Below are 26,556 nucleotides of genomic sequence, written 5' to 3'. Positions count from 1 at the left end.
TGTCCATGCAATCACAAGACATTATCAAGCGCTCCGCCACCAACAGTCTGACGCCCGCGCCACGGGTGCGTGACAGTGAAGTGGAAGTCGCCAAATTGATCGACGTTACCATCTGCATCGGCTGCAAAGCGTGTCAGGTGGCCTGCGGGGAGTGGAATGACCTGCGTGACGAGGTCGGGCATAACGTTGGGGTTTATGACAACCCGGCCGATTTGTCCGCTGAAACCTGGACGCTGATGCGATTTGACGAGGTGCAGGAGGAGGGTGGCAAGCTGGAGTGGCTGATTCGCAAGGACGGCTGCATGCACTGTGCCGAGCCGGGCTGCCTCACGGCTTGCCCGGCGCCGGGGGCGATTGTGCAATACGCCAACGGCATTGTGGATTTTCGCTCTGATCACTGCATCGGCTGCGGATACTGCATTGCCGGCTGCCCGTTCGACGTGCCACGTATCAGCAAAAAGGACAACAAAGCCTACAAGTGCACGCTGTGCATCGACCGGGTCAGCGTGGGGCAAGAGCCTGCCTGCGTAAAAACCTGCCCGACCGGTGCCATCAACTTCGGCAGTAAGGCAGACATGAAGCATTTGGGTAACGAACGGGTAGCTGAGCTCAACACCCGTGGTTTTGCCAATGCGGGGGTTTACGACCCGCAGGGCGTGGGTGGCACCCACGTGATGTATGTGTTGCAGCATGCCGACAGGCCGCAGCTGTATCACAACCTGCCAGCAGACCCGCGCATCAGTAATGTGGTGCAGGGCTGGAAAGGTTGGCTTAAACCCCTGGCGGCCGTGGCGTTTTTTGCCACCCTGGCAGGAACCATCTTCCACTACGTGGGCGTTGGGCCATTGACGACCGATGAGTCACATGAAGACGACGACACCACGGCGCCCAAGGATCAGGAGAAGCAGTCATGAACCGCAAAGACATGATTTTGCGTACCCCGTTTGCTGAGCGTATTTGCCACTGGTTGATGGTGATTTGTTTCATGTTGGTGGCGCTGTCGGGCTTGTCGTGGTTTTTTCCATCCATGAGCTGGCTCAGTTCAGTGTTGGGTACGCCGCAGTTGGCACGCATCCTTCATCCTTTTTTGGGTGTAGTCGTGTTCTTGGCGCTGATGTTTCTGTTTGTACGGTTGGTCAAATACAACTTGCCAGAGCCTGAAGACCGTCTGTGGTTCGCCAACGTCAAAGACGTGTTGATGGGGCGTCACAACAAAGCGTTGCAGGTGGGCAAATACAACGCCGGGCAAAAGCTGTTGTTCTGGGGAATCATGAGCCTGATTACATTGCTGTTGATTAGCGGTGTGTTGATCTGGCGCCCGTATTTCGCGCCGTGGTTCCCGATCCCTGTGATTCGAGTGGGCGCACTGATGCACTCACTCACTGGCATTTGTTTGATCCTCCTGATTATGGGGCACGCCTACATGGGCTTCTGGGTCAAGGGTTCAATTGGCGGTATGGTCACCGGCTATGTTTCCCGAGCGTGGGCCAAGACCCACCACGACCGTTGGTTCAAACAGGTCAATGCAAAAAAGGACAGTAAATGAGCAGCATCAAGCTCACGCCGATCGAAACCCCCACGGGCGGTATTGGCCGCATCACACCGTTGCTGTTGCCCAAACTGAAGCAGCATTACTCGCGTCGCGCTGAGCGTTTACGCCAATTGGCCAGCGATCACACGATGGGGGATTACCTGAATTTTGTGGCTGAACTGGTGCAGGCTCAGCAGCAGGTACTAGAGCAGCAGCCATTACCTGAGCAACTGGCGCAAGAGGCCGCTACGCGTATCGGCTCAAAGCAGGCACCACTGGACTACGTGAACCTGGTACGTGATGGCTACTGGCAGCAGGTATTGATGCAGTTACTGGATAAATTGCCAGCTGCCACGGCGGCGATAGAGGAAGTCGTTGCCAGTTTGCGCGAGACTCCGCCAGCCGAGCTTGAGCAGCAGGCCAGTGCCTTGTTAAGTGGTCACCACAGTGAAGTGGGCAGTGGGCGTGCGTTATTTATCTGGGCGGCCCTGTCGCTGTATTGGACGCAAATGGCAGCTCAACTGCCTGCCAGCGGTCGAGCAGACTATGGCGAACATCGCCAATTTTGCCCGGTGTGTAACAGCGAGCCGAGCACCAGTGTGGTGCTGGGTGGGGCGCAGAATGGGCTGCGCTACTTGCATTGCCGGCTCTGTGAAAGCCGTTGGCACATGGTCCGTGCCAAGTGCAGTAATTGCGAACAAACCGGCAATTTGGACTATTGGTCGCTTGACAGTAAAGAGGCGAGTATCAAGGCCGAGAGCTGTCTGGACTGCCATAGCTATCTCAAAGTGCTGTACTTGGATCGCGACCCCAAACTGGAAACTTTCGCTGACGATCTGGCTTCGCTGGTGCTGGACGCCAAAATCGAACAAGAAGGTTTTGCTCGAAGCGGGCTCAACCCATTTTTGTTTCCGGGGTAAAACTCACCAGCGGCCCATGCTGACGCTCTTCTAAGCCCAATGCGCCGGGTCATCAACGATGGCCTGGTGACCTTGCAGTGTTTTTGGGATTTCCTCTTTAAGAAACTCCACCCAGGTTTTGACTTTTGCATCCAGAAATCGGCGCGAAGGGTAGAGCGCGTAAATGCTCTTTTCATGCAGCCGATAATTGGGCAGTAAGCGCACCAAAGAGCCGCGTTGGTAAGAACCTACGGCTACATAATCAGGCATCAGGCACACCCCAAGACCTGCTTCTGCCGCTTGGGCCATCGCTTCAGCCACATTGACTCGAAAAATTTCGCGAGGGCGAATCAATTGTTCTCCCTTCTCATCGCGAAAGGTCCAACTGTCTGTGAACAAGGGGTCGATCAGGTGCAGACACCGATGGTTGTCCAGATCGTCCGGCGTTTGAGGTACACCATACTTCTCAAGGTAAGAGGGCGCGGCGCTGATGACGCTGTAGATCGCGCCAAGTTGCTGGCCCACCAGTTCCGAGTCGGGGAGGTTGGCAGACAGTGTGATCACCACGTCATGACCCTCTTCAAGCAGGTCGGGTTGACGCTGTGACAGCGTTAGATCGACATTGACCTGCGGGTATAACTCGGCGTACTTGGCCACCAAAGGTGCCAGCAACTGGATGCCAATACCGGTGGTGGACTGCACACGTAAATGGCCACGCGGGATCAAATGCGCGCCACCTGCTTCGGCATTGGCATCCTCAACCTCGCCCAGAATCACACGGCAACGCTCAAGGTAGCGCGTGCCCACTTCGGTCAGTGCCAGACGCCGTGTGCTGCGTTGTAGCAGCCGGGCTTGAAGCGAGGTTTCCAATTCAGAAAGCAAGCGTGAGGTTTGCGCAGTGGAGTACCCCAACGCCTGAGCGGCCGCTGTAAAACTACCGGTATCGACCACGCGGACAAACACCCGCATCGCCTGGAAAATATCCATGCTGATTATTACTCCACACGTAAGCATGCTTTTTTGTGGTGGTGATAATTACACAGACCGATGAAATATGCCGGGTTCAAATGAACAGGCCTTTGCTATTGAGCGTCTCTGCCGGTCAGTCATCTGCTGACCAGCGTCTAGGTGATAGACGTGCTTTTGCGCATCGTCTATTGGGCCTGTGCAGGAAAATCCACTTCAGTACAGCCTCTCGCATATTTCATGCTGGAATAGAAAATATGTAGGATTTTTCTTTTGTTTGCGTATCTGAAGTTGTCAATATTGAGCGGAGATTCAACTATTTATTAAATAAGTTAAATATCACTTTGATATCACTTGATTTTGTGGCGGTATGTGCTTGATTCTAAAGAACGAGGATCTTTTTGAAGAATAGGCTGTCCTAGGTACCTGTATCGTCAGGTAGCGTTTATGTGGTTAAACAGACAAACGTTGAACTTGCCAAGAAGTTCTACTCATAAGGTGCATTTTTTTGAAAACTATTCAGCATCCGTCTATAGAAACTCCAACCGATGAGATTGATCTGTTTGCGCTGATTCACTCGTTCTGGCAGCAAAAGAAAATTATCGCAGGTACAACCGCGGTAGCAGGCCTTATAGCACTGGGTTACGTGCTGGTAACCCCGCCGGTGTACCAGGCCAGCTCTGTGCTGCGCCCAGCGGCGACTAACGAGCTGGATGCCCTGAACCGTTCAGAGGTCTACAAACTCCCGCCCAAAGAAGCCCTGCTCAAAGTCGGCTCAGCGCTGGAGTCCTATCAAACGCGCTTGAACTATTATCGCGACCACCCGCAGCTGTTCAGCGCACTGGAGAGGAAAGGGCTGTCGCCAGAGCAGAGTTTTGAGCTGTTCAATCGTGATGCGATAAACCTGGTTCAGCCAGACCCTAAAAAAACTGACACGCTGAGCCCTTTTATACGCTTGGAATTGATTTACCCCGAAAAAGTCAATGGTGTCGAAATCCTCAATGGTTTTGTTGACTATGCGATCAACACCCAACGGGATCAAATTAGCGCTGATCTCAAAGTTATTGTTAACAACCGTTTGCGTGAGTTGGAAGAAAAAATCAACGCCGCCCGCTCAGGCTATAAAGCTGACAAAGAAGGCAAAATTGCAACCTTGGTTGAGGCTGACACGTTGCAGCGCGCCAAGCTAAAAGATGAGTTAGAAGCGTTGCGTTTGCAGCTTAAAATCGAGCGCGATGCCCGAATCGATCAATTGAATGAAGCCATTGCTATAGCCAAGTCTTTGGGGATTAGCCGTCCGACGACCCCTTCGGCGATGGCGGATGCCGCGCAAGGTAGCTCTTCTCGGTTGATGCGCACTGAAATCACTTCGCAAGCCATCCCTTTGTACTTTATGGGGACACAAGCTTTGGAAGCAGAACGTACGGCGCTCCTGAAGCGCACCACGGATGATTTCACCGATGAGCGCATCTCGGAAATCCGCAAGGAACTACAACTGCTTGAAGTCAATCGTCAGGTAGAAATGCTCAGTAAGCGGGCCAATGAAGATCTATTTCTGAAAAATATTGAGCCACTGCGTGCTGAAGTTGTGCGGTTGCGCAATCTTAATACTGATATGAGCCACTTGGGTCTGGTGAGTATCGATCGCAAAGCTCAAACCCCCGTTGATCCGATTAAGCCGAAGAAGGGGCTTATTGTTGGCTTGGGATTACTACTGGGGCTACTGGTCGGTTTGGCTGTCGCCACCGTGCGCCATTTTATTCGGCGCCGACAAATGCCGGAACCAAAAATCTAGGCTAGGACTGCCACTGCTTTAATGTGCGCCCAAAGCGATTGGCCAGGATACAGGCCTAGCTGATCACGTGAGTAGCGTGTGATACGCGCGAGCAAGACAGCGCCCGCAGCATCAAGGCGCACAAGCACGTGTGCGTCATTGTCGGCACAGGTTTCACTGATGACTGTGGCGTGCAGGCTATTGAGAATGCTGCTGTTTTCACTGGGGCTCAAGCTCAGGCTGATATCGCGCGCCTGCACCTTTACGCGCAATGTCTGCTCAATCGCCAGAGGGGCGTGCGTCACTCGCAGATACTGCTTGTTGTCGGGGAGCCGTAAGGTCATCAACTGGTAATGAGCGTCATAGTTAACAACGCGGCCTTCTATGACTACGCCGCCGTCATCGCCTCGCGCCAGCGGCAAATCCAGTCGAGCAAGGGTTTCACCAATAGGCCCGCTGGCGAGCGCACGGCCTTCGTCCAGCAATACGATGTGATCTGCTAGCCGTGCGACTTCATCCTGTGAATGGCTGACGTACAGTATTGGAATGTCGAGCTCACTGTGCAAACGCTCCAAATAGGGCAGGATCTCGCGCTTTCGTTGGCTGTCCAGTGCTGCCAATGGCTCATCCATCAACAACAACTTTGGGCTGGTGAGCAAAGCCCGTGCAATGCCGACTCGCTGGCGTTCGCCGCCCGATAAGTGACTGGGCGCCCGATCCAGTAAATGGCTAATCCCTAGCAATTGAGTCGCATGGCTCATATCGACACGTCGTTGCTGTGGGGCAATACGCCGTAGGCCGAATTCAAGATTGGCCTGTACTGATAAGTGTGGAAACAAACTGGCCTCTTGGAAAACGTACCCGAGTGCACGTTTGTGTACAGGGACGAACACGTTGCGCTGGCTGTCTTGCCAGACTTCATCGTTGATTTGCACAAAACCCTGCCCAGCCCGTTCAAGCCCTGCGATACAACGTAAACAGGTGGTCTTGCCCGAGCCAGAGTGCCCGAACAATGCAGTCACCCCCTTGCCAGGCAACTGTAAATCCAAGTCCAGTGAGAAGCCTTTGTAACTAAGGTTCAGCTGAATCGTGATCTGCGTTGCCATGATCAGCCCCAGCTCGTTTGTGTTCTGCGACTGGAGTAAAGCATCAGCAGCACCAGAAATGAAAACACCAGCATTGCTCCGGCCAGCCAGTGAGCTTGAGCATATTCAAGCGCTTCTACGTGATCGTAAATTTGCACCGAAACCACCCTGGTTTTTTCAGGGATGTTGCCTCCGATCATTAACACCACACCAAACTCACCCACGGTATGGGCAAAGCCCAGAATTGCCGCCGTGATAAAGCCGGGACGGGCGAGTGGCAACATAACCGTAAAAAAGGTATCCCACGGGTTAGCTCGTAACGTGGCAGCTACCTCAAGTGGCCTGTGGCCAATAGCGGTGAATGCGTTTTGTAACGGCTGGACAACAAAGGGCATGGAATAGATGACGGAGCCGATCACCAGCCCCGCAAAGCTGAATGTCAATGTGCCCAGCCCGAGCGCCTGGGTAGCTTGCCCCACATAACCATGCGGGCCCATTGCAATCAGCAGGTAAAAGCCGATCACAGTGGGCGGCAATACCAGGGGGAGGGCGACTATAGCGCCAATTGGCCCTCGTAATCTGGAGCGCGTATGGGCTAGCCACAACGCTATCGGAGTGCCAACCAACAGCAAAATAACCGTAGTCAATGACGCCAGCTTGAACGTCAGCCAGATTGCGGAAAAATCAGCACTCGAAAGCGGCATATTTACAGTTGGTAACCGTAGGATTTGATGATTTCGGCTGCTTTTGGACCTTTCAAGTATTCATTCAAGGCTTTGGCAGCGGGGTTGTTTTCGCCCTTTTTCAGAACGACAGCATCTTGTTTGATTGGGTCATGCAGGCTTTCGGGAACAATCCATGCAGAGCCGTTACTGACCTTGCCGTCTTTGTAGATTTGCGACAAGGCCACAAAGCCAAGCTCTGCGTTACCTGTGGAGACGAACTGATAAGCCTGAGTGATGTTCTGGCCTTCAACAATCTTGTTTTTGACTTTATCGGTCAACCCCAGCTTGTTGAGTACCTGAGTGGCCGCCAACCCATAAGGTGCTGCTTTGGGGTTAGCAATGGACAAATGCTTAAACGCGTTCTTTTCCAGCACCTTGCCTGCCGGGTCCACATAACCGTCTTTTACAGACCATAACGCCAGCGTGCCAATGGCATAGGTAAAGCGTGAACCAGGAGCGATGTCACCTTCTTGCTCAAGCTTCTCAGGCGTACTGTCGTCTGCGGCCAAGAATACTTCAAACGGTGCGCCATTTTTGATCTGGGTATAAAACTGCCCCGTCGCGCCATAAGCAGCGATTAATTTGTGGCCGGTATCTTTTTCAAAATCGACTGCAATGGCTTGAATCGGAGCCGTGAAGTTAGCAGCCACTGCGACCTGAACCTCGTCAGCCTGTGCTGAGCCAACAATAAAGCACCCCAACAATGCGGCGAGAGCAGTGGGGGCGAAGCGTAGAGCGCGAACATCCATGACGAAACTCCGTAAAAGACAAGGGCTGCCCATCGTTATTAGGTTGTGGCTGGGCGGTAGGAAGATAATCGGTATGCACAAAAATATATAGCGCTTTGCGAGCAAAAACATTCAGCCCTTGACGTCTACAGCCCAAGACCGGCCTGCGGACGTTATTTAAATCACAATCGAAGTTTAATGACGGTGATTTTTGGCTTTAAAACGCAAATAGGTCGTATGACCAACTGTGCATTCAGCCGCACAATTTTCTATGTCGAGTGGTATTGAAGCTCACGGTAAATATGGAGGGGCCACAATTCATCCGGCCTTGCGCAAGGTGATGTTGATGCGCTGTCCGCCGAGTAAAGAATGATGGCCAGGTTGAATGGGCATGATTGCGTGGTAGCGCAAGCGGTCAACGCCTCCCCAGACCACAATATCCCCGTGAAACAGCGAAATTCGTTGTGCCGGGTCAGTTCGCTCAAATCCACCGAACTGAAAAATGGCAGGTAATCCCAACGAGATAGAAACAATGGGCGTGCTGTAAGAACGCTCATTTTTATCTTGGTGCAGAGACATTTTTGCACCCGGGACATACCTGTTAATCAGACATGCATCGGGCACAAAGTCGTTGAAGCCTGCTACTTTGGCGGATGCTTGAGCCAGCTCCAAAAAAACAGCCGGCATAGCGGGCCAAGGTTTGGCGCTCACAGGATCGATAGGGCTATATCGATAGCCATTGGCGTCAGTGACCCAGCCCAGACTGCCGCAACTGCTTAATTGGGCCGACATCGTGTAGCCGCCCGGTGTTTGCATCTGTCGAAAGGGGGACTGGCTCAGCGCATCATTGAGCGCCTTGAGTAAGTCATCGATGCTTGGCAAGGCAAATCCCCGAAGTATGCAGGCTTGAGCGCCAATGCTTTCGATTCGGGCGGGTTGTTGCAGATCGTCTTCGCCAAACAGGTCGAGGGACATAAACGTTTTAGAGTGCCTTGCTTACGCTGATGTCGGTGATGACATCGTCTGAATCGCCGTGAATGGCTTCAAGTGCTGCGCGAGCTTGTTCTACAGTGCCTGTTTCAAGGTACGCGAACTCAAAACGACGCTCGCCATTGAGTTTGTATTTGATGACGTACTTAGTGGTTGCCACGGTATTTCCTGCGTTAAAGGTCGCGCTTAGGCTCAGCTGAGTTTTGAGCTGGAGCGACGTACGATTTTAATGGAGTGCTTGAGTGTCGGTTTGCGCGTGACGCTAATCGCTCGAGAGCTCACGGTGTCAATGGTGATGTTCCAGAACCCCGTGCTAGGAGCTGTGATTCTAGCGGGGAACTTGTCAAAGGCACCGCCATGGTAAGAATGGCGACCGCCATTTTTGAAACTGCGAAAGTGTGCATCGCTCATCAAACGAATATTGCAGGGATGGGAGCACTCGATGACAACAATGTCATCTTCATTTAGGTGCTCACGTTGGTGAATGAATTTCATTTAGGCTCCAAAAGTGGGCTTTTGCTAAAAAATCACGACCATAACACGTGCTTTAGTCCAACCAAGGGGCTAAAGCGGATTATTATGCGGCCATGTAGAGGAGTCTGACGCAAAACTCAGATATTTCGCCACTACTCAGTATTAATTCCCTGATTGCAGGGAGAAATTTTAGAGATCTGTTGTCGTAGGGTCTTTAGCGGAGGTTTTGTATGAAGTGGGGCGTATTGGTGGTCGTGTTGGCTTTGGGTGGCTGTGCATCAGTCACTGACATTGAGCAGACACTGCCCACGATGAGTGTGATCTCTGGCAAAAAGCCAGACGCTTACGCTCAATGCTTGGTGCAAAAATTGGCAAGCACGCGCAAAGCCCCTCAGATTGAGCCGCACAAGGAAGGTCTGCGGGTTATCGTCCCGCAAAAACTCACCTCAGGGCCAACGGCTGTAATTGATATCGAAGAGCGCTCAGGCGGTAGCAGCATCAAGGTTTATGAAAGCATGTCTAATGTGCCCATCCGTCCAGGTGATATTCGGCAAGCTGCCACGCACTGTATTTCTGGTAACTAATACAACGCTTCGATCAGGTGCGTGCGCCCATAAGATTTGGCGAGTGTTTTAATGCCGTCAATTTTTTATATGCGTAATGGGCCCCAGTCGCACTTGTCATCTGATTACGTCATTGCGCTGTTGTGGGGCGGGGCTCGATAAAGTCTGTTTTTTGTACACAACTGCCGCCGAGTATGCTTTCGAGCGGCAGTTTTTCTGGAACCAACAATGAAGCGAGAACACGTTATAGCCCGGCATGCCGATGGGAGTATCTCGGCGACCCACGTCATTCAAAATCCGGCCATGGCTGGCGAGTGGATTGTATTTTTCAAGAAGAGTGCAGGTCGCAGCTTTTTCCTGGTCGATGACCAAGATGAAGTTGAGTCTTTCGCCAGCCTAGACTCGCTAATCGAGACTGTTCGCTCGCTGGGGATCAAGTTTGCCGAAATCCATATTTGATCAGGTCTGCGGTCGGGCTACTTGCACATTACAACAATGTTTCGGCTCTTGAAGTTGCCTACGTCGATGCCTAAGGTTTTATCGCTTTCAGCCACGGCCGGCGTGCCATCTGATCCAACGATGCTGTACCCCGTCCCGGCGCAAGAAGCATCGGCCTTCTCGTAGCATTTGGCCCAAGACATGGCTTCGCCAGAACAGTCTATGCTTAGCCCTTGTTCGCCGTTAGGCAGATAAGTGTTCGAAGAGGTGGCGCAGCCACCAAGGGCGAGCAGTGCAATTAGTGCAAAAGGTTTATTCATTGGGCCTTGGTCATCACTAAAGTGTCAGGATTTTTTGTTGCCACGACGCGCGGGAGCAGTAGGCTGGTCCTGCAATACCGAGGCAACCGCTATAGCGTCTTGCTCTGAACTGAATGGGCCTGCAACGTTTTCTTCAGATGAATCTGTAATCCACCAGGCGCCGGATTGGATTTGCTTGATCAGGTAGCCGTTGACACTGTTTGCTGCGGACATCGAATAGTTGCCTTGTTAGCTAAGTTAGTGGCGTGATGATAGCGCCTATCATCAAGGGCTTCACGCTTGTTCTAGCTAAAGCTTGTGCACCATGATCAGCAGACCATGAGGGCTTTTCATAGGTTCAATGGCGCCGTGTAAAACATAAAAAACGGTCAGAAATGAACTATCTGGCACAAAATTTCTCTATGTTGGCATCAGTATGCTATCGGGGGGCATTGTAAGGTGACTGCCGCCTGATTAGACTGCGCCAAATTCGTACGTACAGCCCTGTTAAGGACTCATATGATCAAGAAATGCTTGTTCCCAGCAGCCGGTTACGGCACTCGCTTTTTGCCAGCGACCAAAGCCATGCCTAAAGAAATGCTGCCGGTGGTGAACAAGCCACTGATTCAGTACGGCGTTGAAGAGGCGCTGGATGCTGGCTTGAATGAAATCTCCATCGTGACGGGTCGCGGCAAGCGTGCACTGGAAGACCATTTCGACATCAGCTATGAGTTGGAAAACCAGATTAAAGGCACCGACAAAGAAAAATACCTGGTGGGTATTCGTCGTCTGCTGAGCGAGTGCTCGTTCTCCTACACACGTCAAACTGAAATGAAAGGCTTGGGTCACGCAATTCTGACAGGGCGTCCGCTGATCGGCGACGAAGCTTTTGCTGTGGTGCTGGCAGATGACTTGTGCGTCAACCTTGAAGGTGACGGCGTACTCACGCAGATGGTCAAGCTGTACAACCAGTATCGCTGCACCATCATTGCGATCCAGGAAGTTGACCCTCAAGAAACCAACAAGTATGGCGTTATTGCCGGCGATTTGATCGGCGATGACTTGTACCGTGTGCGCAACATGGTTGAAAAACCAGCGCCGGAAGATGCGCCTTCAAACTTGGCGATCATTGGTCGCTACATTTTGACCCCGGACATTTTCGAGCTGATCAAACAGACCGAGCCGGGCAAGGGTGGCGAGATCCAAATCACCGACGCCTTGATGAAGCAGGCGCAAAATGGCTGCGTGATTGCCTACAAGTTCAAAGGTAAGCGTTTTGACTGTGGTGGTGCCGAAGGCTACATCGAAGCAACCAATTTTTGCTTCGAGAATTTCTACAAAACTGGCAAAGCTTACTGATAGAGCAAGCGTGCTGAGTGTTTGAAGGCAAAGCCACCTCAGGGTGGCTTTGTTGTTTTTGGTCTAGAGCTAGACCCGGCGCTGGTCAATCGCGCTGGAGCGATTATGCTGATGGCCTGCCTAGGAGGAATAAATGGCTTACGAATTTGATTTGTTTGTAATTGGTGCGGGTTCTGGTGGAGTGCGGGCTGCACGATTCGCCGCAGGCTTCGGTGCCAAGGTGGCAGTAGCAGAAAGTCGTTATCTGGGTGGCACCTGTGTCAACGTGGGGTGTGTACCTAAAAAACTGCTGGTCTATGGGGCGCATTTTGCTGAGGATTTCGAGCAGGCATCGGGCTTTGGCTGGAATTTGGGTGAGGCCAGCTTTGATTGGGCGACACTAATCGCCAACAAGGATCGCGAGATTCAACGTCTAAACGGCATCTACCGTAATTTGCTGGTTAGCAGCGGCGTTACGTTGTTAGAAGGTCACGCCAAGCTGACCGGGCCCAATGAAGTTGAAGTCAATGGCAAGCGCCACACCGCTAAGCACATTTTGATAGCCACAGGTGGATGGCCGCAGATCCCGGAAATTCCTGGTCATGAACACGCGATTACCTCTAACGAGGCATTCTTCCTCAAAGAGCTGCCAAAGCGCGTGCTGGTGGTGGGTGGAGGTTACATTGCTGTTGAGTTTGCCGGGATTTTCCACGGTTTGGGAGCGCAAACATCTTTGCTGTATCGCGGTGATATGTTCCTGCGCGGTTTTGATGGCGCTGTACGCAAGCATTTACATGAAGAGCTGACTAAGCGCGGTATGGACGTGCAATTCAATGCGGATATCGCGCGCATTGATAAGCAGGCTGACGGCAGCTTGAAAGCAACGCTCAAGGATGGTCGAGAGCTAGTTGCAGATTGCGTGTTCTACGCCACGGGGCGTCGCCCTATGCTTGATAATCTCGGCCTGGAGAGCACAGGCGTCAAGCTCGACAAGCGTGGCTTTGTTGAGGTGGATGAGCTTTATCAGAGCGCTGAACCGTCTATCTTGGCCATTGGCGATGTTATTGGTCGTATACAGCTCACGCCCGTCGCGCTGGCGGAGGGTATGGCAGTGGCGCGTCGCTTGTTCAGGCCTGAGCAGTATCGCCCTGTCGATTACAAGATGATTCCTACGGCTGTTTTCAGCTTGCCCACTATTGGCACTGTTGGTTTGAGCGAAGAGCAAGCCATTGAAGAGGGCCATAAGGTTCAGATTTTTGAAAGCAGCTTCCGCCCTATGAAACTAACGCTCACCGATTGCCAAGAGCGCACATTGATGAAGCTGGTGGTCGATGCTGATACTGACAAGGTGTTGGGTTGCCACATGGTAGGGCCTGAGGCGGGCGAAATTGTGCAAGGCCTGGCAGTTGCCATGAAGGCGGGGGCTACCAAGCAGCATTTCGACGAAACAATTGGTGTGCACCCTACAGCGGCTGAAGAATTCGTCACCATGCGCACGCCAGTTAAACGATAAATTCTAGATGTCTTGACGTGATCTGACAGTTGCGACTGAAAATCCGGTAACTGTCAGATCACGTCTGAGCTCTACACTTCAGGCGCAGGAGCTTCTTCGTCTTTGAGTGCCTTAAGGCTTTCGAGTGCAGTCTCGGCCTTGATTACCCTCACCATAAGCGCTGTATGAGCTTGATCTGCTTCAGCCTGTAGTTTTTTCAGGCCTTCGCTGTCCTGTGCGGCAACCCTCAAGCGCTCTTGAAGCAGCGTGCGCTCACTTTCCAGTTGGCTCAACTGCGTACTTAGTCGCTCATTAAGGTTACTGAGCTTGTGCTGCTGATCAGTTGCCTGATTCAGCTCTTTGCTCATGGCGCGACTCTCACTTAGCACGCGTTCGTTATCGCGGTGCAGTTGAGTAATCTCATCCTGACGCACCAGTGCGCTTTGTTGTGCCTGGCGCAGTTCCATTTGCACCTGTTGCAATTGGCCTTCGTGACGACGTTGATCTTGTTCGCGCTGCTCTTTGACAGCGTTGCGATAGTGCTCGAGGGCATCGCGAGCGTGTAGATGCTTCTCTTCCAGCGAGCGAATTTGTTCGTCGCGATCGGCAAGGCGTATCTCGAAATCACTGCATGCCTGATTCAGTGCTGCGTTACGCGTTTGCTCTGTTTGCAGCATGGAACGCGTGGACTTAAGGGTTTCGGCCTCTTGATTGAGTGCGGCATTTTGTATCTCAAGCTGCTGCTCAACCTGTGCTTGAGCTTGCTGCGCTTCGTTCCGTTGTTCGACCAGGCCAGCCTTCAGTTGCTCGTAATGCGCCTGTGCTCGATCTATTGGCTCTTGAGCCTGCTCCAATAAGCGCTGAGCGAGGCGTGCAACCAACTCGCTCAGTTCGTCACCTATTTGCTCTTGCGGGGCGCCGCGTCGGGAGTCGTGTTCTTCAAGCTCTTTCAGATATCGATGGATCGTGGTTTTCGATCCGGTATTGCCCATCTCGATACGTACCGCATCAATGCTCGGGTGTTCACCACGGGCCAGAATTGCCGTGCGTGCAATTTGAACGACCGCTTTGTTTACGCCGCCACGGGCCATGGCTCTCTCCTACGATTATGTACTGTAGTATGTATCATGTAATTACATACTATATTGATTTTCTATCTGTGTCTTTAATTGGCAAATAACAGGCGGGATATACTGGTATTATCCCGTGCTAGAGGCTTAAAAGTGGTTTTTGGCCTGTATTTCAGTACGTCAATCAAGAGAACAGCGCATGAGCGATCTGGATCGCTACCTAAACGCCGCCACCCGAGACAACACGCGCCGCAGTTATCGGGCGGCTATCGAACATTTCGAAGTGACATGGGGTGGTTTTTTGCCTGCGACCAGCGACAGCGTGGCGCGATATCTCGTGGCGCATGCCGGGCAGCTCTCGATCAATACGCTCAAGTTGCGTTTGTCAGCAATTGCGCAATGGCACAACAGTCAGGGGTTTCCAGACCCGACAAAGGCTCCGGTGGTACGAAAAGTGTTCAAAGGCATTAGGGCGTTGCACCCTGCGCAAGAGAAGCAAGCCGAGCCGTTACAGTTGCAGCATCTGGAAAAAGTCGTCGATTGGCTTGAAGGTGAAGCGCAATCAGCGCAAGCCAATGACGATCACCCCGGGCTGCTTCGCGCCAGGCGTGACGCTGCATTGATTTTGCTGGGGTTCTGGCGAGGTTTTCGCAGTGATGAGCTGTGTCGCTTACAGGTTGAGCACGTGCAAGCGGTCGCGGGTTCCGGGATTACCCTGTACTTGCCGCGAAGTAAAAGCGATCGGGATAATCTGGGTAAAACCTTTCAAACGCCTGCACTGGTGCGCTTGTGTCCCGTACGCGCTTATATCGAGTGGCAGAATGTCTCGGCACTGGTGCGCGGCCCGGTATTTAGGGGGATTGATCGCTGGGGCAATCTGGGGGAGGAGGGGTTGCACGCCAACAGCGTAATCCCATTGCTGCGCCAGGCATTGGAGCGCGCAGGCATAGCCGCAGAACAGTACACAAGCCACTCATTGCGTCGCGGTTTTGCAACATGGGCCCATCAAAGTGGTTGGGACTTGAAGTCGCTGATGAATTACGTCGGTTGGAAGGACATCAAGTCTGCCATGCGCTATGTTGAAGCGAGCCCGTTTACCGGGATGAGCATAAGCGCAGAAAAACGTATCGGTAACTGATCGGCGTCAAGTTGAAAGTCAGTAAGGTGGCCCATATTTAGATTTAGGTTTCTTCTATCTATAGTGTCACCTGATAGACAAAACCAATCGCAAGCATCAGCTTTGCCAATGAGCCAGATACGAAATGTGTTGTTAGGATTCACCCCATCAACTTTTCAACCCTGACGGAGAGTCAACGATGCCTATCATCAACAGCCAAGTAAAACCGTTCAAAGCTACTGCGTACAAAAACGGCAGCTTCGTGGAAGTGTCGGACGCCGATCTGAAAGGCAAGTGGTCTGTCGTGTTCTTCTACCCAGCCGACTTCACTTTCGTTTGCCCAACTGAGTTAGAAGACCTGGCTGATAACTACGAAGAGTTCAAAAAACTCGGCGTAGAAATCTACAGCGTGTCGACTGACACCCACTTTGCTCACGCTGCCTGGCACAACACTTCGCCAGCCATTGGCAAAATCCAATACACCATGATCGGCGACCCAACGCTGACCATCTCCCGCAACTTCGACGTACTGATCGAAGAAGCAGGCCTGGCTGATCGCGGTACTTTCGTGATCAACCCAGAAGGTCAGATCAAGATCGTTGAACTGAACGATGGTGGCGTTGGCCGTGACGCTTCTGAGCTGCTGCGCAAAATCAAAGCTGCTCAGTACGTTGCTGCTCACCCAGGTGAAGTTTGCCCAGCTAAGTGGAAAGAAGGTGAATCCACCTTGGCTCCATCGCTGGACCTGGTCGGCAAGATCTAAGTCTGTGAGCCAGACAAGGGCGGTGATCCGCACTTAATTGTCAGCAGCATCGCCCTCAAAACGCCCGGGCGACATTCGCTCGGGCGTTTTTTTTACACAGAATTCAGTATTAAGGAGATCGCCCGTATGTTGGACGCCAATCTAAAAGCTCAGTTGAAGTCATACCTGGAGCGGGTTACCCAGCCGATCGAGATCGTTGCTTCTCTCGATGACGGTGCGAAATCCCGTGAAATGCATGACTTGTTGAAAGAAATCGCTAGCCTTTCTAGTCAGATCACTTTGCTGGACAACGGAACTGATGCGCGTAAGCCGTCGTTTTCGTTAAATCGCCCGGGCGGCGATATCAGCCTGTGCTTTGCAGGCATCCCAATGGGTCACGAGTTTACTTCGCTGGTGCTGGCATTGCTGCAAGTCGGCGGCCACCCATCGAAAGCCAGTGCTGAAGTTATTGAGCAAATTCGCTCGTTAAAAGGCGAGTTCAACTTCGAAACCTACTTCTCGCTGTCATGCCAGAACTGCCCGGATGTTGTGCAGGCCTTGAACTTGATGGCTGTGCTCAATCCCAATATTCGCCATGTGGCCATTGATGGTGCGTTGTTCCAGGACGAAGTGACTGAGCGCCAAGTGATGGCAGTGCCCAGCGTTTACTTGAACGGCGTTAATTTCGGTCAAGGCAGAATGGGGCTCGAAGAGATCCTCGGCAAACTGGATACCAGCGCAATTGAGCGTCAGGCCGAAAAAATCAGCGCCAAAGAAGCCTTTGATGTCTTAGTCATAGGCGGCGGGCCTGCTGGTGCTGCGGCTGCAATTTATGCTGCACGTAAAGGTATTCGCACTGGCGTGGCAGCTGAGCGTTTTGGCGGTCAGGTGCTTGACACTATGGCGATCGAGAACTTCATCTCGGTACAGGAAACAGAAGGGCCTAAGCTTGCGACTGCCCTTGAAGAACACGTAAAGCAATACGATGTCGACATCATGAATTTGCAGCGTGCTGATCGTTTGCTACCAGGCAAGGCGGGCGAGCTGCACGAAGTCACGTTTGCAAGCGGCGCTTCGCTCAAAGCTAAGACCGTGATCTTGGCCACTGGCGCCCGCTGGCGTGAAATGAATGTGCCTGGCGAGCAAGAGTATCGCAGCCGTGGCGTGGCGTACTGCCCGCACTGTGATGGCCCGCTGTTTAAAGGCAAGCGCGTTGCAGTTATTGGGGGTGGTAACTCGGGTGTTGAAGCGGCAATCGACTTGGCTGGCATCGTCGCTCACGTGACCTTGCTTGAGTTCGACACCAAGCTGCGTGCTGATGCGGTCTTGCAGCGCAAGCTCAATAGCCTGCCCAATGTGACCGTGATCACTAACGCCCAGACGACTGAGGTAACGGGTGACGGCCAGAAAGTGAACGGCCTGCGTTACAAGGATCGTGCAACAGAAGTGGTGCATAACGTCGAGCTGGAAGGTATTTTTGTTCAGATTGGTTTGTTGCCAAATACCGATTGGCTCAAAGGCACTATTGAGCTGTCTCCTCGCGGCGAAATTGTTGTTGATGCACGGGGTGAAACGTCTATTCCAGGTATTTTTGCCGCTGGTGACGTAACAACCGTGCCTTACAAGCAGATTGTGATTGCAGTGGGCGAGGGCGCCAAAGCGTCCCTGAGTGCATTCGATCACTTGATTCGTACCTCAGCGCCAGACTGATAGGCCTCTGAAATAAAAAACCCATGAGCAATCATGGGTTTTTTTTGCGTACGACTTTTACATTGGCTGCGGTTGGATGATTTCAACCCAATAACCGTCCGGGTCCTTGATGAATGCCAAAGACTTCATACGCCCATCATTCAGGCGCTTCTGGAAGTCTACGCCCAGCGCTTCAAATCGTTCACAGGCAGCACGGATGTCTGGTACCGAGATGCAAATGTGGCCAAAGCCGCGAGGATCAGTGTTGCCATTGTGATAAACAACGCTGTCATCAGTTTCTGAACCATGATTGTGGGTCAGCTCAAGAATGCCAGGGATAGACTTCATCCACACTGTGCGCGCAGCGTCGTCCGTAGGTATCTGTGCTTTATCAACCAGAGCTAAAAAGTACAGGCTGAATTGAGCGTCAGGGAAGTCGCGTTTTTCAACGAGGGAGAACCCCAGAACACGGGTGTAGAAATCAAGAGAGTTCTCGATGTTCTTGACGCGCAGCATGGTGTGGTTAAAAACGAAATTTTGGGTAGCGCTATCTGGTTCAGCGGTAACGCCAGGGGTTTTGTTCAGGTCTTGCAGGCTCATGAACCCTCCGAAAATGGTATGTCGGTGATCGGTCGCTACAGTGAGCGTGATGGGCGAATGATACGGAATGCGCTGCCGTGCGCCAAACCCGTTTCAATGAAAAAGTCGTTATCCATTGACCTTGCCAGCCTGACTACCGCGAGTTTCAGTAAATCACAGGCAAAAAGAAGCCCGCCGAAGCGGGCATGGGGCGCTAGTCCTTTAGCAGTTTTCATCCTGTGAGAATGAGTGTGAAAAAAATGTGAATTCAGCTCCTCTCTGTCTCCGTTAATCTCTATAAAAGCGGTGGGAGGCATAAGTTTAAGTTCGCTGCAATGAGTACCAGCAAGCTCTAGCCTGCCTTTCTCGCATATTCGGGCGCGGCGAGCTCGTCAAACAAAATGATACAAATTTACATGTATTAAATCTTTTGCGGAACGGGCAGTAACCGCTTTATTTAGAAGGGTGTTATTTGAACGATTAAATCTTCTGTAGGAACGAGCTTACTCGTAAGGAGCATTAACGAACGCGCGTGTTTATTGCGTGAGCGTCAAGTTCTTCAGGCGGTTACGAGCCAGCTCGTCTCTACAGTTGCCCCAAGCAGCTAACACTATTGTGTTTTGCAGCGCATTACTTGATGGCGTAATTAAACACGCAACCAGCTCTCTACGGTGTCAGCACCGTACTGCTCTTTCCACGCCTTCAAGCCACGATGGTTGCCGCCCTTGGTTTCGATAACCTCGCCTGTATGTGGATTGTGGTAAACCTTGAGCACACGGGCTTTTCGTTGTTTAGGGGCAGATACAGCTTTGGGGTGAGAGGGTCTTGGATCTAAAAGCGCGATAATATCCTTCAGGTTTTTATCGTAAGTTTTCATGAGCCCCTGTAATTTCTGCTCGAATTCAATTTCCTTTTTCAGCCCGGCATCATTTTTCAACGCCTCCAATTGAGCCAGTTGTTCTTGGAGCGCCTTTTCAGCAGCGCGAAACTCAGCAAGTCTAGACACAGTAGTTACTCCAGTTGTTCATTCTGTGGTGAGAAATTGAAACGAATTAACAAACCTCTTTATACAAAGGTTTAACAGATATACGTGGAAATAGTTCAGTTCTTGAACATTCCAACAGGATAAAACTCAAACCACCTTTTGTACGCTAAAAAGCATGAGCGCTTAAGGTATGAAGGGCTTAGTCGTTCTATCTGCTGACAGAATAGACGCTGTTAGTTGAAGGGTATGACAATATTTATGTTTTTAAGCCCGCTTGTCGAAACGTGTCAGCATGGACGTGATGAATTGGTCGCCTATTAAGGGACGTGCATACAGATAGCCCTGCAAATACTCCACACCTTTTGCTGTGAGATAGTCACTTTGCTCCTTGTTTTCAACACCCTCAGCCACTGTCCCCAAATTCAGTTTGGCGCTCAGTTCAATAACGCTGTCAAGAATATGTCGAGACAAGGCGTCAACCCCAATCATCGCAACAAAGCTCTGGTCGATTTTCAAATAGTCAACGTTGAAGGTACGCAAATAGCTCAGGCTTGAATGCCCTGTGCCAAAGTCATCTATGGCTATCATCACGCCCAACTCATGGAGGGCTGCGAACAGTTGGTGGGTTATCTCTGTAGGTACAATCAACTCACGCTCAGTGAGTTCCAACACCAGCTTGATATGTCCCGGTGGAAACGCTTGTAGGAAGTGACGACAGTCTTCAATGAGATCCAGCTCCTGACAGTGGCGAGCGGTAATATTGAAGGCAAGATGAAAACCTGGCTCCATGTGCTGGGCGTAGGGCGCCAGTAAGATTGCTGTTTGCTGCATCAATGAACGCGTCATGGGAATGATGAGTCCCGAGTGCTCTGCAAAAGGGATAAACAAGTCTGGACGCACCAAGCCTTCGCGAGGGTGTTGCCAACGCATCAGTACTTCAGCCCCGGCCCATTGTTTATTGTCACTGCGCACAATGGCTTGAAAGTACGGAATGAACTCTCCCGCTTCTAAACCACGCTGCAACTCATGAGACGGCGACGATGAGCGCTTTTGAAGGCCTTTAACAGTAGCCGCTGAAACACCCCCCAGAAACAAAAGCAGTGCGAACAGTGCGGGGTACTCGGTAACAGCCACTCGCCAAATTTCTCCCGTGCTAAAACCGGCCACCACGTTATAGGGGTATGACTCAGAGCCGACCAGAGTTTGCGCGACGGCGTAGTGCGGCAGCACAGAGTCGCTTACTTGTCCGTAACGATCAATCCAGGTATCACCCACTTGAATAAGCAACTGCGTTTTAGCGTTAATCAATCCCAAAACATTGACTAAATGAAAGCCATAGAGACTGACCAGCACACTGCGGCGTCCGTCCTCACGCCGATATACCAGCAAGGGTTCGTCAGGGGTTATGGGGTTACCTTTCATAAGCCACAAGGTGCCATTGACGTAATTGCCAGGGTTGACCGTCTCTTTAAAGTCGCCAAATAAAGATGTGCAGTAAATTTGGTCATTCCAAACCAGATTCACAGAGCGAACAAAAGGCCTGCGTGTAACTTGTTCACGCAAGGCCAGCTCAACCTGAGGGCAATGCTGGCCCGCGAGTGGTAGTACCACATCAGCAGCGAGGGCAGCGTTATCGAGCATGAGATCGAATTGACGAACTGCTTCATCTGCTGTGTGACGAGCTTCCAGCTCCAGAGAGCGATTGGCTTGCCAAAAAACAATAAAGACACCCAGCACGATAGGCAGTAGCCCACTGAGCACAATCAACGCATAGCGATCAGTCCATTTGCGTGTCAATTTCAGAGCGAAAGGCATTCAGAATCCTAGACTGCAAATGGAAAGGCTTTTAAGGTCGCCTGATTGTTTAAGGCTAGCACCGCTTACCGGCTAAATCACATAGAAGGTAGGACAAACAAGATTACGCCATGTAGAATCCGCTTACGCATACAAGAATAATGACTTCTGCAAGCAGAAGCCCCGCCCGTACCGAGATGGGTCGAAATGAAGATATTCGGGTTCCAACTGATCTACGGTGATTTTCTCGCGCGCAGTGTACGCGGGATCTCCTGCGCGCCTCCGGTCAGCCTCTGCATTCTTAGCAAATAACCCAACGTTAATTCTAAAAATGACCATGATGAGGCGCCAAAATGGCTGATCTATACGAAAACCCAATGGGCCTGATGGGCTTTGAATTCATTGAGTTCGCATCCCCGACCCCTAATACCCTTGAACCCATTTTTGAAATCATGGGCTTCACCAAGGTTGCCACCCATCGCTCCAAAGACGTGCATCTCTATCGCCAGGGTCAGATCAATCTAATCCTCAATAATGAACCCCATAGTGTGGCGTCTTACTTTGCGGCTGAGCATGGCCCCTCTGTATGCGGCATGGCGTTCCGGGTGCGTAACGCGCAACACGCTTACACGCGCGCTCTGGAGTTGGGCGCGCAGCCGATTGAAATCCCGACCGGGCCAATGGAGTTGAATCTGCCTGCCATCAAAGGCATTGGCGGTGCTCCCTTGTATTTGATTGACCGTTACGGTGAGGGCAGCTCGATCTACGACATCGACTTCGTATTTATCGACGGCGTTGATCGTAACCCAGTAGGCGCCGGGCTAAAAATCATCGACCACCTTACACATAACGTGTATCGCGGCCGTATGACCTATTGGGCCAACTTCTACGAGAAGCTGTTTAACTTTCGCGAAATTCGTTACTTCGATATCAAGGGCGAGTACACCGGGCTGACGTCTAAAGCCATGACGGCGCCAGATGGCATGATTCGCATACCGTTGAACGAGGAGTCGTCCAAGGGTGCAGGCCAGATCGAAGAGTTTCTGATGAAGTTCAATGGAGAGGGCATTCAGCACGTTGCGTTCCTCAGTGATGACTTGATCAAAACGTGGGATGCGCTGAAAAAAATCGGTATGCGCTTCATGACAGCGCCCCCCGACACTTACTACGAAATGCTTGAAGGCCGCTTGCCCAATCACGGCGAGTCGGTTGACGCGCTTCAGTCGCGTGGAATTCTGCTGGATGGCTCTTCCGAGTCAGGGGACAAGCGTTTACTGCTGCAGATCTTCTCTGAAAACCTGATGGGCCCTGTGTTCTTCGAATTTATTCAGCGCAAAGGCGATGATGGCTTTGGCGAAGGTAACTTCAAGGCTCTATTTGAATCCATTGAGCGAGACCAGATTCGTCGCGGCGTCCTGGCAACAGATTAAGTTAGCCATCTTAAAAAAGCGGCAACCCTGAGGTTGCCGCTTTTTTTGGTCTGGTCAAAACAAGCCGGCAGCAATGTTGATCGAAAAACCCAACACCGCTGTATTGAATAAAAAACCCAGTAACGAATGAGCCAGCACCGCTTTACGCAATTCACGAGTGGCAATGCAGACATCAGAGGTTTGCACTGCCACGTTTAAGGTGAAGGAAAAATACAAAAAGTCCCAGTAATCAGGGTTTAGCAATCCCTCAGGGAAGCGTAACGCGGGTTCGGTGCCTTCATCGTTATAGAAAAGACGGGCGTAGTGCAGGCTGAAAATGACGCCAATCATCAACCATGATCCGATGACCGTGAGCCCCGTGAAGCCATAATGCATCAGTCGGTCAGCGTCATTGAGTCTGCTGTTACCGGACAACTCTAAAGTGACAGCCGCCAAGCTCGCAATCGCAGCAATACAGACTGTGAACAGCACCATGCTGGCATTTTCATCTTCAATCGCGGCTGTACGTTTCACATCACTGGCTTTTGAGCGAAGCACCAGCCAGAAGGTGAGTGCCAAGTACAGCCAAACGGCAGTATTCCAGCCCAGCAAGAACTTGGATGTCAGCGTAGCAGCAGGGGCAAAGATCCCCACTGCCAAGCCGAGCACAGCGGCTGCAGTCAGCCTTGGATGAGTGCGTGCAAGATGCGGCATAAACAATCCCTGTTACTGAGTGTTGCAGCACCTTAGCACGCGTAGCCGTAGCTTAACTCTGACGAGGCGTCCTTCTGACCAGTTTCATCACCACCACGAAGAACACGGGCACAAAGACTACGGCCAGAGTTGCGACAATCATGCCGCCAATAACACCCGTACCAATGGCTTGTTGACTGGCAGAACTGGCCCCTGTTGCAAGCGCCAACGGAACAACGCCGAGAATAAAGGCCAAAGAGGTCATGACAATTGGGCGTAAGCGCAGGCGGGCGGCTTGCACGGTGGCGTCCACCAGATCATGGCCTTCGTCGTACAGTGTTTTGGCAAATTCAATGATCAAAATGGCATTTTTGGCGGAAAGGCCAATGATTGTGATCAAGCCCACCTTGAAAAACACATCATTGGGCATTGCGCGAAAAGTCACTGCCAATACTGCCCCCAATACGCCCAGTGGCACGACCAACAGTACCGCAGTGGGGATAGACCAACTCTCATAAAGCGCCGCCAGGCACAAGAACACGATTAATAGCGACAGCCCCAACAAGATTGGCGCTTGCGCTCCTGAAAGTTTTTCTTGCAGCGACAAACCGGTCCACTCAAGACCCAGTCCCGCAGGCAACTGGTCAACCAGGCGTTGGACTTCAAGCATGGCCTCGCCCGTACTGTGACCGGGAGCTGACTCGCCGGAAATGCTGATAGCGGGGTAGCCGTTATACCGCGTCAGTTGTGAAGGGCCTTGAATCCAGTTGGCTTGGACAAAGGCCGAAAGTGGCACCATTTTGCCAAGGTTATTGCGCACATTGATCTTGAGCAGGTCTTCGACCTGACTGCGCTGATCGCCTTCAGCCTGAACCACAACCCGTTGCATACGGCCTTGATTCGGGAAGTCATTGACATAAGCAGAGCCCACGGCTGTCGATAAGACATTGCCAATGTCCTCGAAGGAAACGCCTAACGCGTTGGCACGCTTGCGATCAACCTCAAGCTGGACTTGCGGGCTTTCGGCCAAAGCGCTTTCTCGCACATTGGCTAGCACCGGGCTTTTTTCAGCCAGGGCCAGCAATTCAGTACGTGCCTGCATCAGCACGTCATAGCCAACGCTGCCGCGGTCTTGCAAGCGCAGCTCAAAACCGCTCGATGTCCCAAGGCCGCTGACCGGAGGCGGCAAAATGGCAAAGGCAATCGCGTCTTTTAGTTCGCCAAATGCTTTGTTGGCGCGATCGGCGATAGCGGATGCAGAGTCTTTAGCATCGCGTTGCGACCAATCATTGAGCGTTGTGAAGGCCAGCGCTGCGTTTTGGCCGTTACCCGAAAAGCTGAAACCCAGAATCATGGTGGTATTACCCACTCCCGGCTCTGCACCGTTATGAGCTTCGATCTGCTCGACCACCTTGAGGGTCCGGTTTTGGCTAGCCCCCGGCGGCAGTTGGATATCAGTAATGGTGTAGCCCTGATCCTCTACCGGTAAAAAAGAAGAGGGCAGGCGTGCAAAACACAGCACTAAAACAACCAGTAAGGCGCCATACACCAATAGATAGCGGCCGCTGCGCTTGATGAGGTGGACAACCCAGTGCTCGTACCCCGCAGACAAACGCTCGAAACGCGTGTTGAACCAGCCAAAAAAACCGCCTTTGGCGTGATGCTCACCTTTGGCGATAGGCTTAAGTAGCGTCGCGCACAGTGCAGGGGTTAACGACAGCGCCAAAAATGCAGAAAACAAGATAGAGGTGGCCATCGACAAAGAGAACTGTTGGTAAATCACTCCCACCGATCCGGGCATAAAGGCCATCGGAATAAACACTGCGACCAGCACCAGCGTGATGCCGATGATTGCGCCGCTGATTTGCGTCATCGCCTTGCGGGTGGCCTCGCGCGGGGACAGGCCTTCGCTGACCATAATGCGTTCAACGTTTTCGACCACCACAATCGCATCGTCTACCAAAATGCCGATCGCCAAGACCATGCCAAACATAGTCAGCACGTTGATCGAGAACCCGAGCACCAGCATGACGGCAAAGGTTCCCATCAACGCTACAGGCACCACCAGTGTCGGGATGAGTGTGTAGCGTATGTTTTGCAAAAACAGGAACATCACCGCAAACACCAGCACCATAGCCTCGACCAAGGTGTAAATCACTTTGGTGATCGAGACTTTCACAAAGGGGGAAGTGTCATAAGGGATGGTGTATTCAACACCTGCCGGGAAGTAGCGACTCAATTCGTCCATTTTGGCGCGAATCAAATTGGCCGTGCTCAGGGCATTGGCCTCGGGCGCCAGTTTCACACTAAATGCGCTGGCGGATTTACCGTTCAAACGGGTGCCGTATTGGTATTCCTGACTGCCAATCTCAACCCGCGCCACATCACTGATACGCACTGTTGAACCATCCGGGTTAGCGCGCAGCACGATGTCGCCGAACTCTTGTGGTGTCGACAGCTGACCTTTTACCAGCACCGTGGCCGTGATTTCTTGCGTTGGGCGGCCGGGCAAGTCGCCAATACTGCCGGCAGAGACCTGTGCGTTCTGGTTGGCAATCGCAGTGTTGACGTCGGCTGGTGTTAGGTTGAAGCCGATCAATTTTTGCGGATTGATCCAAATTCGCATCGCCCGTTCGGCGCCATACAATTGCGCTTTGCCAACACCGTCGATGCGCTTGATTTCGTTCATCACGTTGCGGGCCAAGTAATCGCTAAGTGCGACTTCATCGAGCGCGCTGCTGTTGTCGGCGGTTAGCGTGACTAACATCAGAAAACCCGACGATATTTTCTCGACCTGCAAACCCTGCTGAATGACCGCTTGTGGCAGGCGTGACTCCACCGTTTTAAGGCGGTTTTGCACATCAACCTGCGCCATTTCCGGGTCGGTGCCAGGTTTGAAGGTCGCCGTAATACTTGCGCTGCCAAGGCTGCTTTGGGATTCGAAATACAGCAGGCCATCCGTGCCGTTAAGTTCTTGCTCAATCAAGCTGACAACACTTTCGTCCAGCGTTTGCGCAGAAGCACCGGGGTACACCGCATAAATTTCTACTTGTGGCGGCGCAACATCGGGATATTTCGCCACGGGAAGCTGCGGAATAGCCAAAGCGCCTGCCAGCAGAATGAACAACGCAACTACCCACGCGAAGATCGGGCGGTCAATAAAAAACTGCGGCATG

Annotated in this window: 27 protein-coding genes; 12 read left to right on the top strand and 15 right to left on the bottom strand. The window is 52.0% G+C overall.

Features of this window, described 5'->3' with window-relative positions; genetic code table 11:
- Nucleotides 1-5 precede the first annotated feature (5 nt).
- Genes fdxH through fdhE form a run of 3 tightly spaced genes read left to right on the top strand, consistent with a single transcriptional unit; the run spans nt 6 to nt 2,451 of the window.
- Nucleotides 6-914, top strand: a complete 909-nt coding sequence (fdxH, locus tag ACZRJQ_RS16895) for a formate dehydrogenase subunit beta (RefSeq protein ID WP_463979518.1) — start codon at nt 6-8, stop codon at nt 912-914.
- Nucleotides 911-1,546 (top strand): formate dehydrogenase subunit gamma, encoded by a 636-nt coding sequence (locus ACZRJQ_RS16890; protein WP_463979465.1) that lies wholly within the window; start codon nt 911-913, stop codon nt 1,544-1,546. The genes fdxH and ACZRJQ_RS16890 overlap by 4 nt, the downstream gene beginning before the upstream one ends.
- Nucleotides 1,543-2,451: a formate dehydrogenase accessory protein FdhE gene (gene fdhE / locus ACZRJQ_RS16885; RefSeq protein ID WP_463979464.1), complete on the top strand. Its 909-nt coding sequence runs from the start codon at nt 1,543-1,545 to the stop codon at nt 2,449-2,451. The genes ACZRJQ_RS16890 and fdhE overlap by 4 nt, the downstream gene beginning before the upstream one ends.
- Nucleotides 2,452-2,481: 30 nt before the next feature.
- On the opposite strand, the gene ACZRJQ_RS16880 is transcribed toward fdhE, so the two are convergent.
- A complete protein-coding gene (locus tag ACZRJQ_RS16880) occupies nt 2,482-3,417 on the bottom strand; it encodes a LysR family transcriptional regulator (protein ID WP_463979463.1) in 936 nt (311 codons plus the stop codon).
- 487 nt (nt 3,418-3,904) lie between these two features.
- On the opposite strand from ACZRJQ_RS16880, the gene ACZRJQ_RS16875 reads away from it, so the two are divergent.
- Entirely contained in the window at nt 3,905-5,191 is a 1,287-nt protein-coding gene (locus tag ACZRJQ_RS16875) for a Wzz/FepE/Etk N-terminal domain-containing protein (RefSeq protein ID WP_463979462.1), read from the top strand.
- Here the strand turns inward: ACZRJQ_RS16875 and modC are convergent.
- The 6 genes from modC to ACZRJQ_RS16845 all read right to left on the bottom strand — a co-directional run bounded on the left by modC (nt 5,188) and on the right by ACZRJQ_RS16845 (nt 9,193).
- On the bottom strand, nt 5,188-6,276 hold the full coding sequence (gene modC, locus ACZRJQ_RS16870; RefSeq protein WP_463979461.1) for a molybdenum ABC transporter ATP-binding protein: 1,089 nt from the start codon (nt 6,274-6,276) through the stop codon (nt 5,188-5,190). The genes ACZRJQ_RS16875 and modC overlap by 4 nt on opposite strands.
- A gap of 2 nt (nt 6,277-6,278) precedes the next feature.
- A complete protein-coding gene (gene modB / locus ACZRJQ_RS16865; protein ID WP_463979460.1) occupies nt 6,279-6,959 on the bottom strand; it encodes a molybdate ABC transporter permease subunit in 681 nt (226 codons plus the stop codon).
- Nucleotides 6,960-6,961: 2 nt separating this feature from the next.
- Nucleotides 6,962-7,729: a molybdate ABC transporter substrate-binding protein gene (gene modA, locus ACZRJQ_RS16860; protein ID WP_463979459.1), complete on the bottom strand. Its 768-nt coding sequence runs from the start codon at nt 7,727-7,729 to the stop codon at nt 6,962-6,964.
- A 297-nt stretch (nt 7,730-8,026) separates the two neighbouring features.
- A complete protein-coding gene (alkB, locus tag ACZRJQ_RS16855; protein ID WP_463979458.1) occupies nt 8,027-8,683 on the bottom strand; it encodes a DNA oxidative demethylase AlkB in 657 nt (218 codons plus the stop codon).
- A gap of 7 nt (nt 8,684-8,690) precedes the next feature.
- Nucleotides 8,691-8,858 (bottom strand): hypothetical protein, encoded by a 168-nt coding sequence (locus tag ACZRJQ_RS16850; protein WP_463979457.1) that lies wholly within the window; start codon nt 8,856-8,858, stop codon nt 8,691-8,693.
- Between the two features lie 32 nt (nt 8,859-8,890).
- A complete protein-coding gene (locus ACZRJQ_RS16845) occupies nt 8,891-9,193 on the bottom strand; it encodes a DUF1883 domain-containing protein (protein ID WP_463979456.1) in 303 nt (100 codons plus the stop codon).
- A 209-nt stretch (nt 9,194-9,402) separates the two neighbouring features.
- Here ACZRJQ_RS16845 and ACZRJQ_RS16840 point away from each other — a divergent pair, with 209 nt between their 5' ends.
- Entirely contained in the window at nt 9,403-9,756 is a 354-nt protein-coding gene (locus ACZRJQ_RS16840) for a hypothetical protein (protein WP_463979455.1), read from the top strand.
- A 207-nt stretch (nt 9,757-9,963) separates the two neighbouring features.
- Nucleotides 9,964-10,194, top strand: coding sequence for a hypothetical protein (locus ACZRJQ_RS16835; protein ID WP_463979454.1), 231 nt, complete (start codon nt 9,964-9,966; stop codon nt 10,192-10,194).
- A 17-nt stretch (nt 10,195-10,211) separates the two neighbouring features.
- Here ACZRJQ_RS16835 and ACZRJQ_RS16830 read toward each other — a convergent pair whose 3' ends face one another.
- Nucleotides 10,212-10,493, bottom strand: a complete 282-nt coding sequence (locus ACZRJQ_RS16830) for a hypothetical protein (RefSeq protein WP_463979453.1) — start codon at nt 10,491-10,493, stop codon at nt 10,212-10,214.
- 24 nt (nt 10,494-10,517) lie between these two features.
- Complete coding sequence (locus tag ACZRJQ_RS16825) at nt 10,518-10,706, bottom strand: hypothetical protein (RefSeq protein ID WP_463979452.1); 189 nt, start codon at nt 10,704-10,706, stop codon at nt 10,518-10,520.
- 285 nt (nt 10,707-10,991) lie between these two features.
- On the opposite strand from ACZRJQ_RS16825, the gene galU reads away from it, so the two are divergent.
- A complete protein-coding gene (gene galU / locus ACZRJQ_RS16820) occupies nt 10,992-11,831 on the top strand; it encodes a UTP--glucose-1-phosphate uridylyltransferase GalU (protein ID WP_463979451.1) in 840 nt (279 codons plus the stop codon).
- 133 nt (nt 11,832-11,964) lie between these two features.
- On the top strand, nt 11,965-13,323 hold the full coding sequence (gorA, locus tag ACZRJQ_RS16815; protein WP_463979450.1) for a glutathione-disulfide reductase: 1,359 nt from the start codon (nt 11,965-11,967) through the stop codon (nt 13,321-13,323).
- A gap of 71 nt (nt 13,324-13,394) precedes the next feature.
- Here gorA and ACZRJQ_RS16810 read toward each other — a convergent pair whose 3' ends face one another.
- A complete protein-coding gene (locus ACZRJQ_RS16810) occupies nt 13,395-14,393 on the bottom strand; it encodes a DNA-binding protein (RefSeq protein WP_463979449.1) in 999 nt (332 codons plus the stop codon).
- 178 nt (nt 14,394-14,571) lie between these two features.
- On the opposite strand from ACZRJQ_RS16810, the gene ACZRJQ_RS16805 reads away from it, so the two are divergent.
- From ACZRJQ_RS16805 to ahpF, 3 genes are all read left to right on the top strand, one after another.
- A complete protein-coding gene (locus tag ACZRJQ_RS16805) occupies nt 14,572-15,510 on the top strand; it encodes a site-specific integrase (RefSeq protein ID WP_463979448.1) in 939 nt (312 codons plus the stop codon).
- A 178-nt stretch (nt 15,511-15,688) separates the two neighbouring features.
- Nucleotides 15,689-16,252, top strand: coding sequence for an alkyl hydroperoxide reductase subunit C (gene ahpC / locus ACZRJQ_RS16800; RefSeq protein WP_016780891.1), 564 nt, complete (start codon nt 15,689-15,691; stop codon nt 16,250-16,252).
- 126 nt (nt 16,253-16,378) lie between these two features.
- On the top strand, nt 16,379-17,941 hold the full coding sequence (ahpF, locus tag ACZRJQ_RS16795) for an alkyl hydroperoxide reductase subunit F (RefSeq protein WP_463979447.1): 1,563 nt from the start codon (nt 16,379-16,381) through the stop codon (nt 17,939-17,941).
- Between the two features lie 57 nt (nt 17,942-17,998).
- Here the strand turns inward: ahpF and gloA are convergent, their stop codons facing one another.
- The 3 genes from gloA to ACZRJQ_RS16780 form a co-directional block, all read right to left on the bottom strand.
- Nucleotides 17,999-18,520 (bottom strand): lactoylglutathione lyase, encoded by a 522-nt coding sequence (gene gloA, locus ACZRJQ_RS16790; RefSeq protein ID WP_463979446.1) that lies wholly within the window; start codon nt 18,518-18,520, stop codon nt 17,999-18,001.
- Between the two features lie 625 nt (nt 18,521-19,145).
- Complete coding sequence (locus ACZRJQ_RS16785; RefSeq protein ID WP_463979445.1) at nt 19,146-19,505, bottom strand: histone-like nucleoid-structuring protein, MvaT/MvaU family; 360 nt, start codon at nt 19,503-19,505, stop codon at nt 19,146-19,148.
- A gap of 243 nt (nt 19,506-19,748) precedes the next feature.
- A complete protein-coding gene (locus tag ACZRJQ_RS16780) occupies nt 19,749-21,299 on the bottom strand; it encodes an EAL domain-containing protein (protein WP_463979444.1) in 1,551 nt (516 codons plus the stop codon).
- A 332-nt stretch (nt 21,300-21,631) separates the two neighbouring features.
- On the opposite strand from ACZRJQ_RS16780, the gene hppD reads away from it, so the two are divergent.
- Nucleotides 21,632-22,708, top strand: a complete 1,077-nt coding sequence (gene hppD, locus ACZRJQ_RS16775; RefSeq protein ID WP_463979443.1) for a 4-hydroxyphenylpyruvate dioxygenase — start codon at nt 21,632-21,634, stop codon at nt 22,706-22,708.
- 54 nt (nt 22,709-22,762) lie between these two features.
- Here the strand turns inward: hppD and ACZRJQ_RS16770 are convergent, their stop codons facing one another.
- Together ACZRJQ_RS16770 and ACZRJQ_RS16765 are read right to left on the bottom strand one after the other, a co-directional pair.
- Nucleotides 22,763-23,401, bottom strand: coding sequence for a DUF1345 domain-containing protein (locus ACZRJQ_RS16770; protein ID WP_463979442.1), 639 nt, complete (start codon nt 23,399-23,401; stop codon nt 22,763-22,765).
- Nucleotides 23,402-23,453: 52 nt separating this feature from the next.
- Nucleotides 23,454-26,555 carry a multidrug efflux RND transporter permease subunit gene (locus ACZRJQ_RS16765; protein ID WP_463979441.1) on the bottom strand — a complete coding sequence of 1,034 codons (3,102 nt, stop codon included), beginning with the start codon at nt 26,553-26,555 and terminating at the stop codon, nt 23,454-23,456.
- Nucleotide 26,556 lies beyond the last annotated feature (1 nt).

This window comes from Pseudomonas sp. E315 (genome assembly GCF_055406205.1).
This window is presented reverse-complemented; position numbering and strand designations above follow the sequence as displayed.

Coding starts and splice junctions, on each gene's coding strand:
- fdxH (WP_463979518.1), top strand. CDS start 6: ATGCAATCACAAGACATTATCAAGCGCTCCGCCACCAACAGTCTGACG.
- ACZRJQ_RS16890 (WP_463979465.1), top strand. CDS start 911: ATGAACCGCAAAGACATGATTTTGCGTACCCCGTTTGCTGAGCGTATT.
- fdhE (WP_463979464.1), top strand. CDS start 1,543: ATGAGCAGCATCAAGCTCACGCCGATCGAAACCCCCACGGGCGGTATT.
- ACZRJQ_RS16880 (WP_463979463.1), bottom strand. CDS start 3,417: ATGGATATTTTCCAGGCGATGCGGGTGTTTGTCCGCGTGGTCGATACC.
- modC (WP_463979461.1), bottom strand. CDS start 6,276: ATGGCAACGCAGATCACGATTCAGCTGAACCTTAGTTACAAAGGCTTC.
- modB (WP_463979460.1), bottom strand. CDS start 6,959: ATGCCGCTTTCGAGTGCTGATTTTTCCGCAATCTGGCTGACGTTCAAG.
- modA (WP_463979459.1), bottom strand. CDS start 7,729: ATGGATGTTCGCGCTCTACGCTTCGCCCCCACTGCTCTCGCCGCATTG.
- alkB (WP_463979458.1), bottom strand. CDS start 8,683: ATGTCCCTCGACCTGTTTGGCGAAGACGATCTGCAACAACCCGCCCGA.
- ACZRJQ_RS16845 (WP_463979456.1), bottom strand. CDS start 9,193: ATGAAATTCATTCACCAACGTGAGCACCTAAATGAAGATGACATTGTT.
- ACZRJQ_RS16840 (WP_463979455.1), top strand. CDS start 9,403: ATGAAGTGGGGCGTATTGGTGGTCGTGTTGGCTTTGGGTGGCTGTGCA.
- ACZRJQ_RS16835 (WP_463979454.1), top strand. CDS start 9,964: ATGAAGCGAGAACACGTTATAGCCCGGCATGCCGATGGGAGTATCTCG.
- ACZRJQ_RS16830 (WP_463979453.1), bottom strand. CDS start 10,493: ATGAATAAACCTTTTGCACTAATTGCACTGCTCGCCCTTGGTGGCTGC.
- ACZRJQ_RS16825 (WP_463979452.1), bottom strand. CDS start 10,706: ATGTCCGCAGCAAACAGTGTCAACGGCTACCTGATCAAGCAAATCCAA.
- galU (WP_463979451.1), top strand. CDS start 10,992: ATGATCAAGAAATGCTTGTTCCCAGCAGCCGGTTACGGCACTCGCTTT.
- gorA (WP_463979450.1), top strand. CDS start 11,965: ATGGCTTACGAATTTGATTTGTTTGTAATTGGTGCGGGTTCTGGTGGA.
- ACZRJQ_RS16810 (WP_463979449.1), bottom strand. CDS start 14,393: ATGGCCCGTGGCGGCGTAAACAAAGCGGTCGTTCAAATTGCACGCACG.
- ACZRJQ_RS16805 (WP_463979448.1), top strand. CDS start 14,572: ATGAGCGATCTGGATCGCTACCTAAACGCCGCCACCCGAGACAACACG.
- ahpC (WP_016780891.1), top strand. CDS start 15,689: ATGCCTATCATCAACAGCCAAGTAAAACCGTTCAAAGCTACTGCGTAC.
- ahpF (WP_463979447.1), top strand. CDS start 16,379: ATGTTGGACGCCAATCTAAAAGCTCAGTTGAAGTCATACCTGGAGCGG.
- gloA (WP_463979446.1), bottom strand. CDS start 18,520: ATGAGCCTGCAAGACCTGAACAAAACCCCTGGCGTTACCGCTGAACCA.
- ACZRJQ_RS16780 (WP_463979444.1), bottom strand. CDS start 21,299: ATGCCTTTCGCTCTGAAATTGACACGCAAATGGACTGATCGCTATGCG.
- hppD (WP_463979443.1), top strand. CDS start 21,632: ATGGCTGATCTATACGAAAACCCAATGGGCCTGATGGGCTTTGAATTC.
- ACZRJQ_RS16770 (WP_463979442.1), bottom strand. CDS start 23,401: ATGCCGCATCTTGCACGCACTCATCCAAGGCTGACTGCAGCCGCTGTG.
- ACZRJQ_RS16765 (WP_463979441.1), bottom strand. CDS start 26,555: ATGCCGCAGTTTTTTATTGACCGCCCGATCTTCGCGTGGGTAGTTGCG.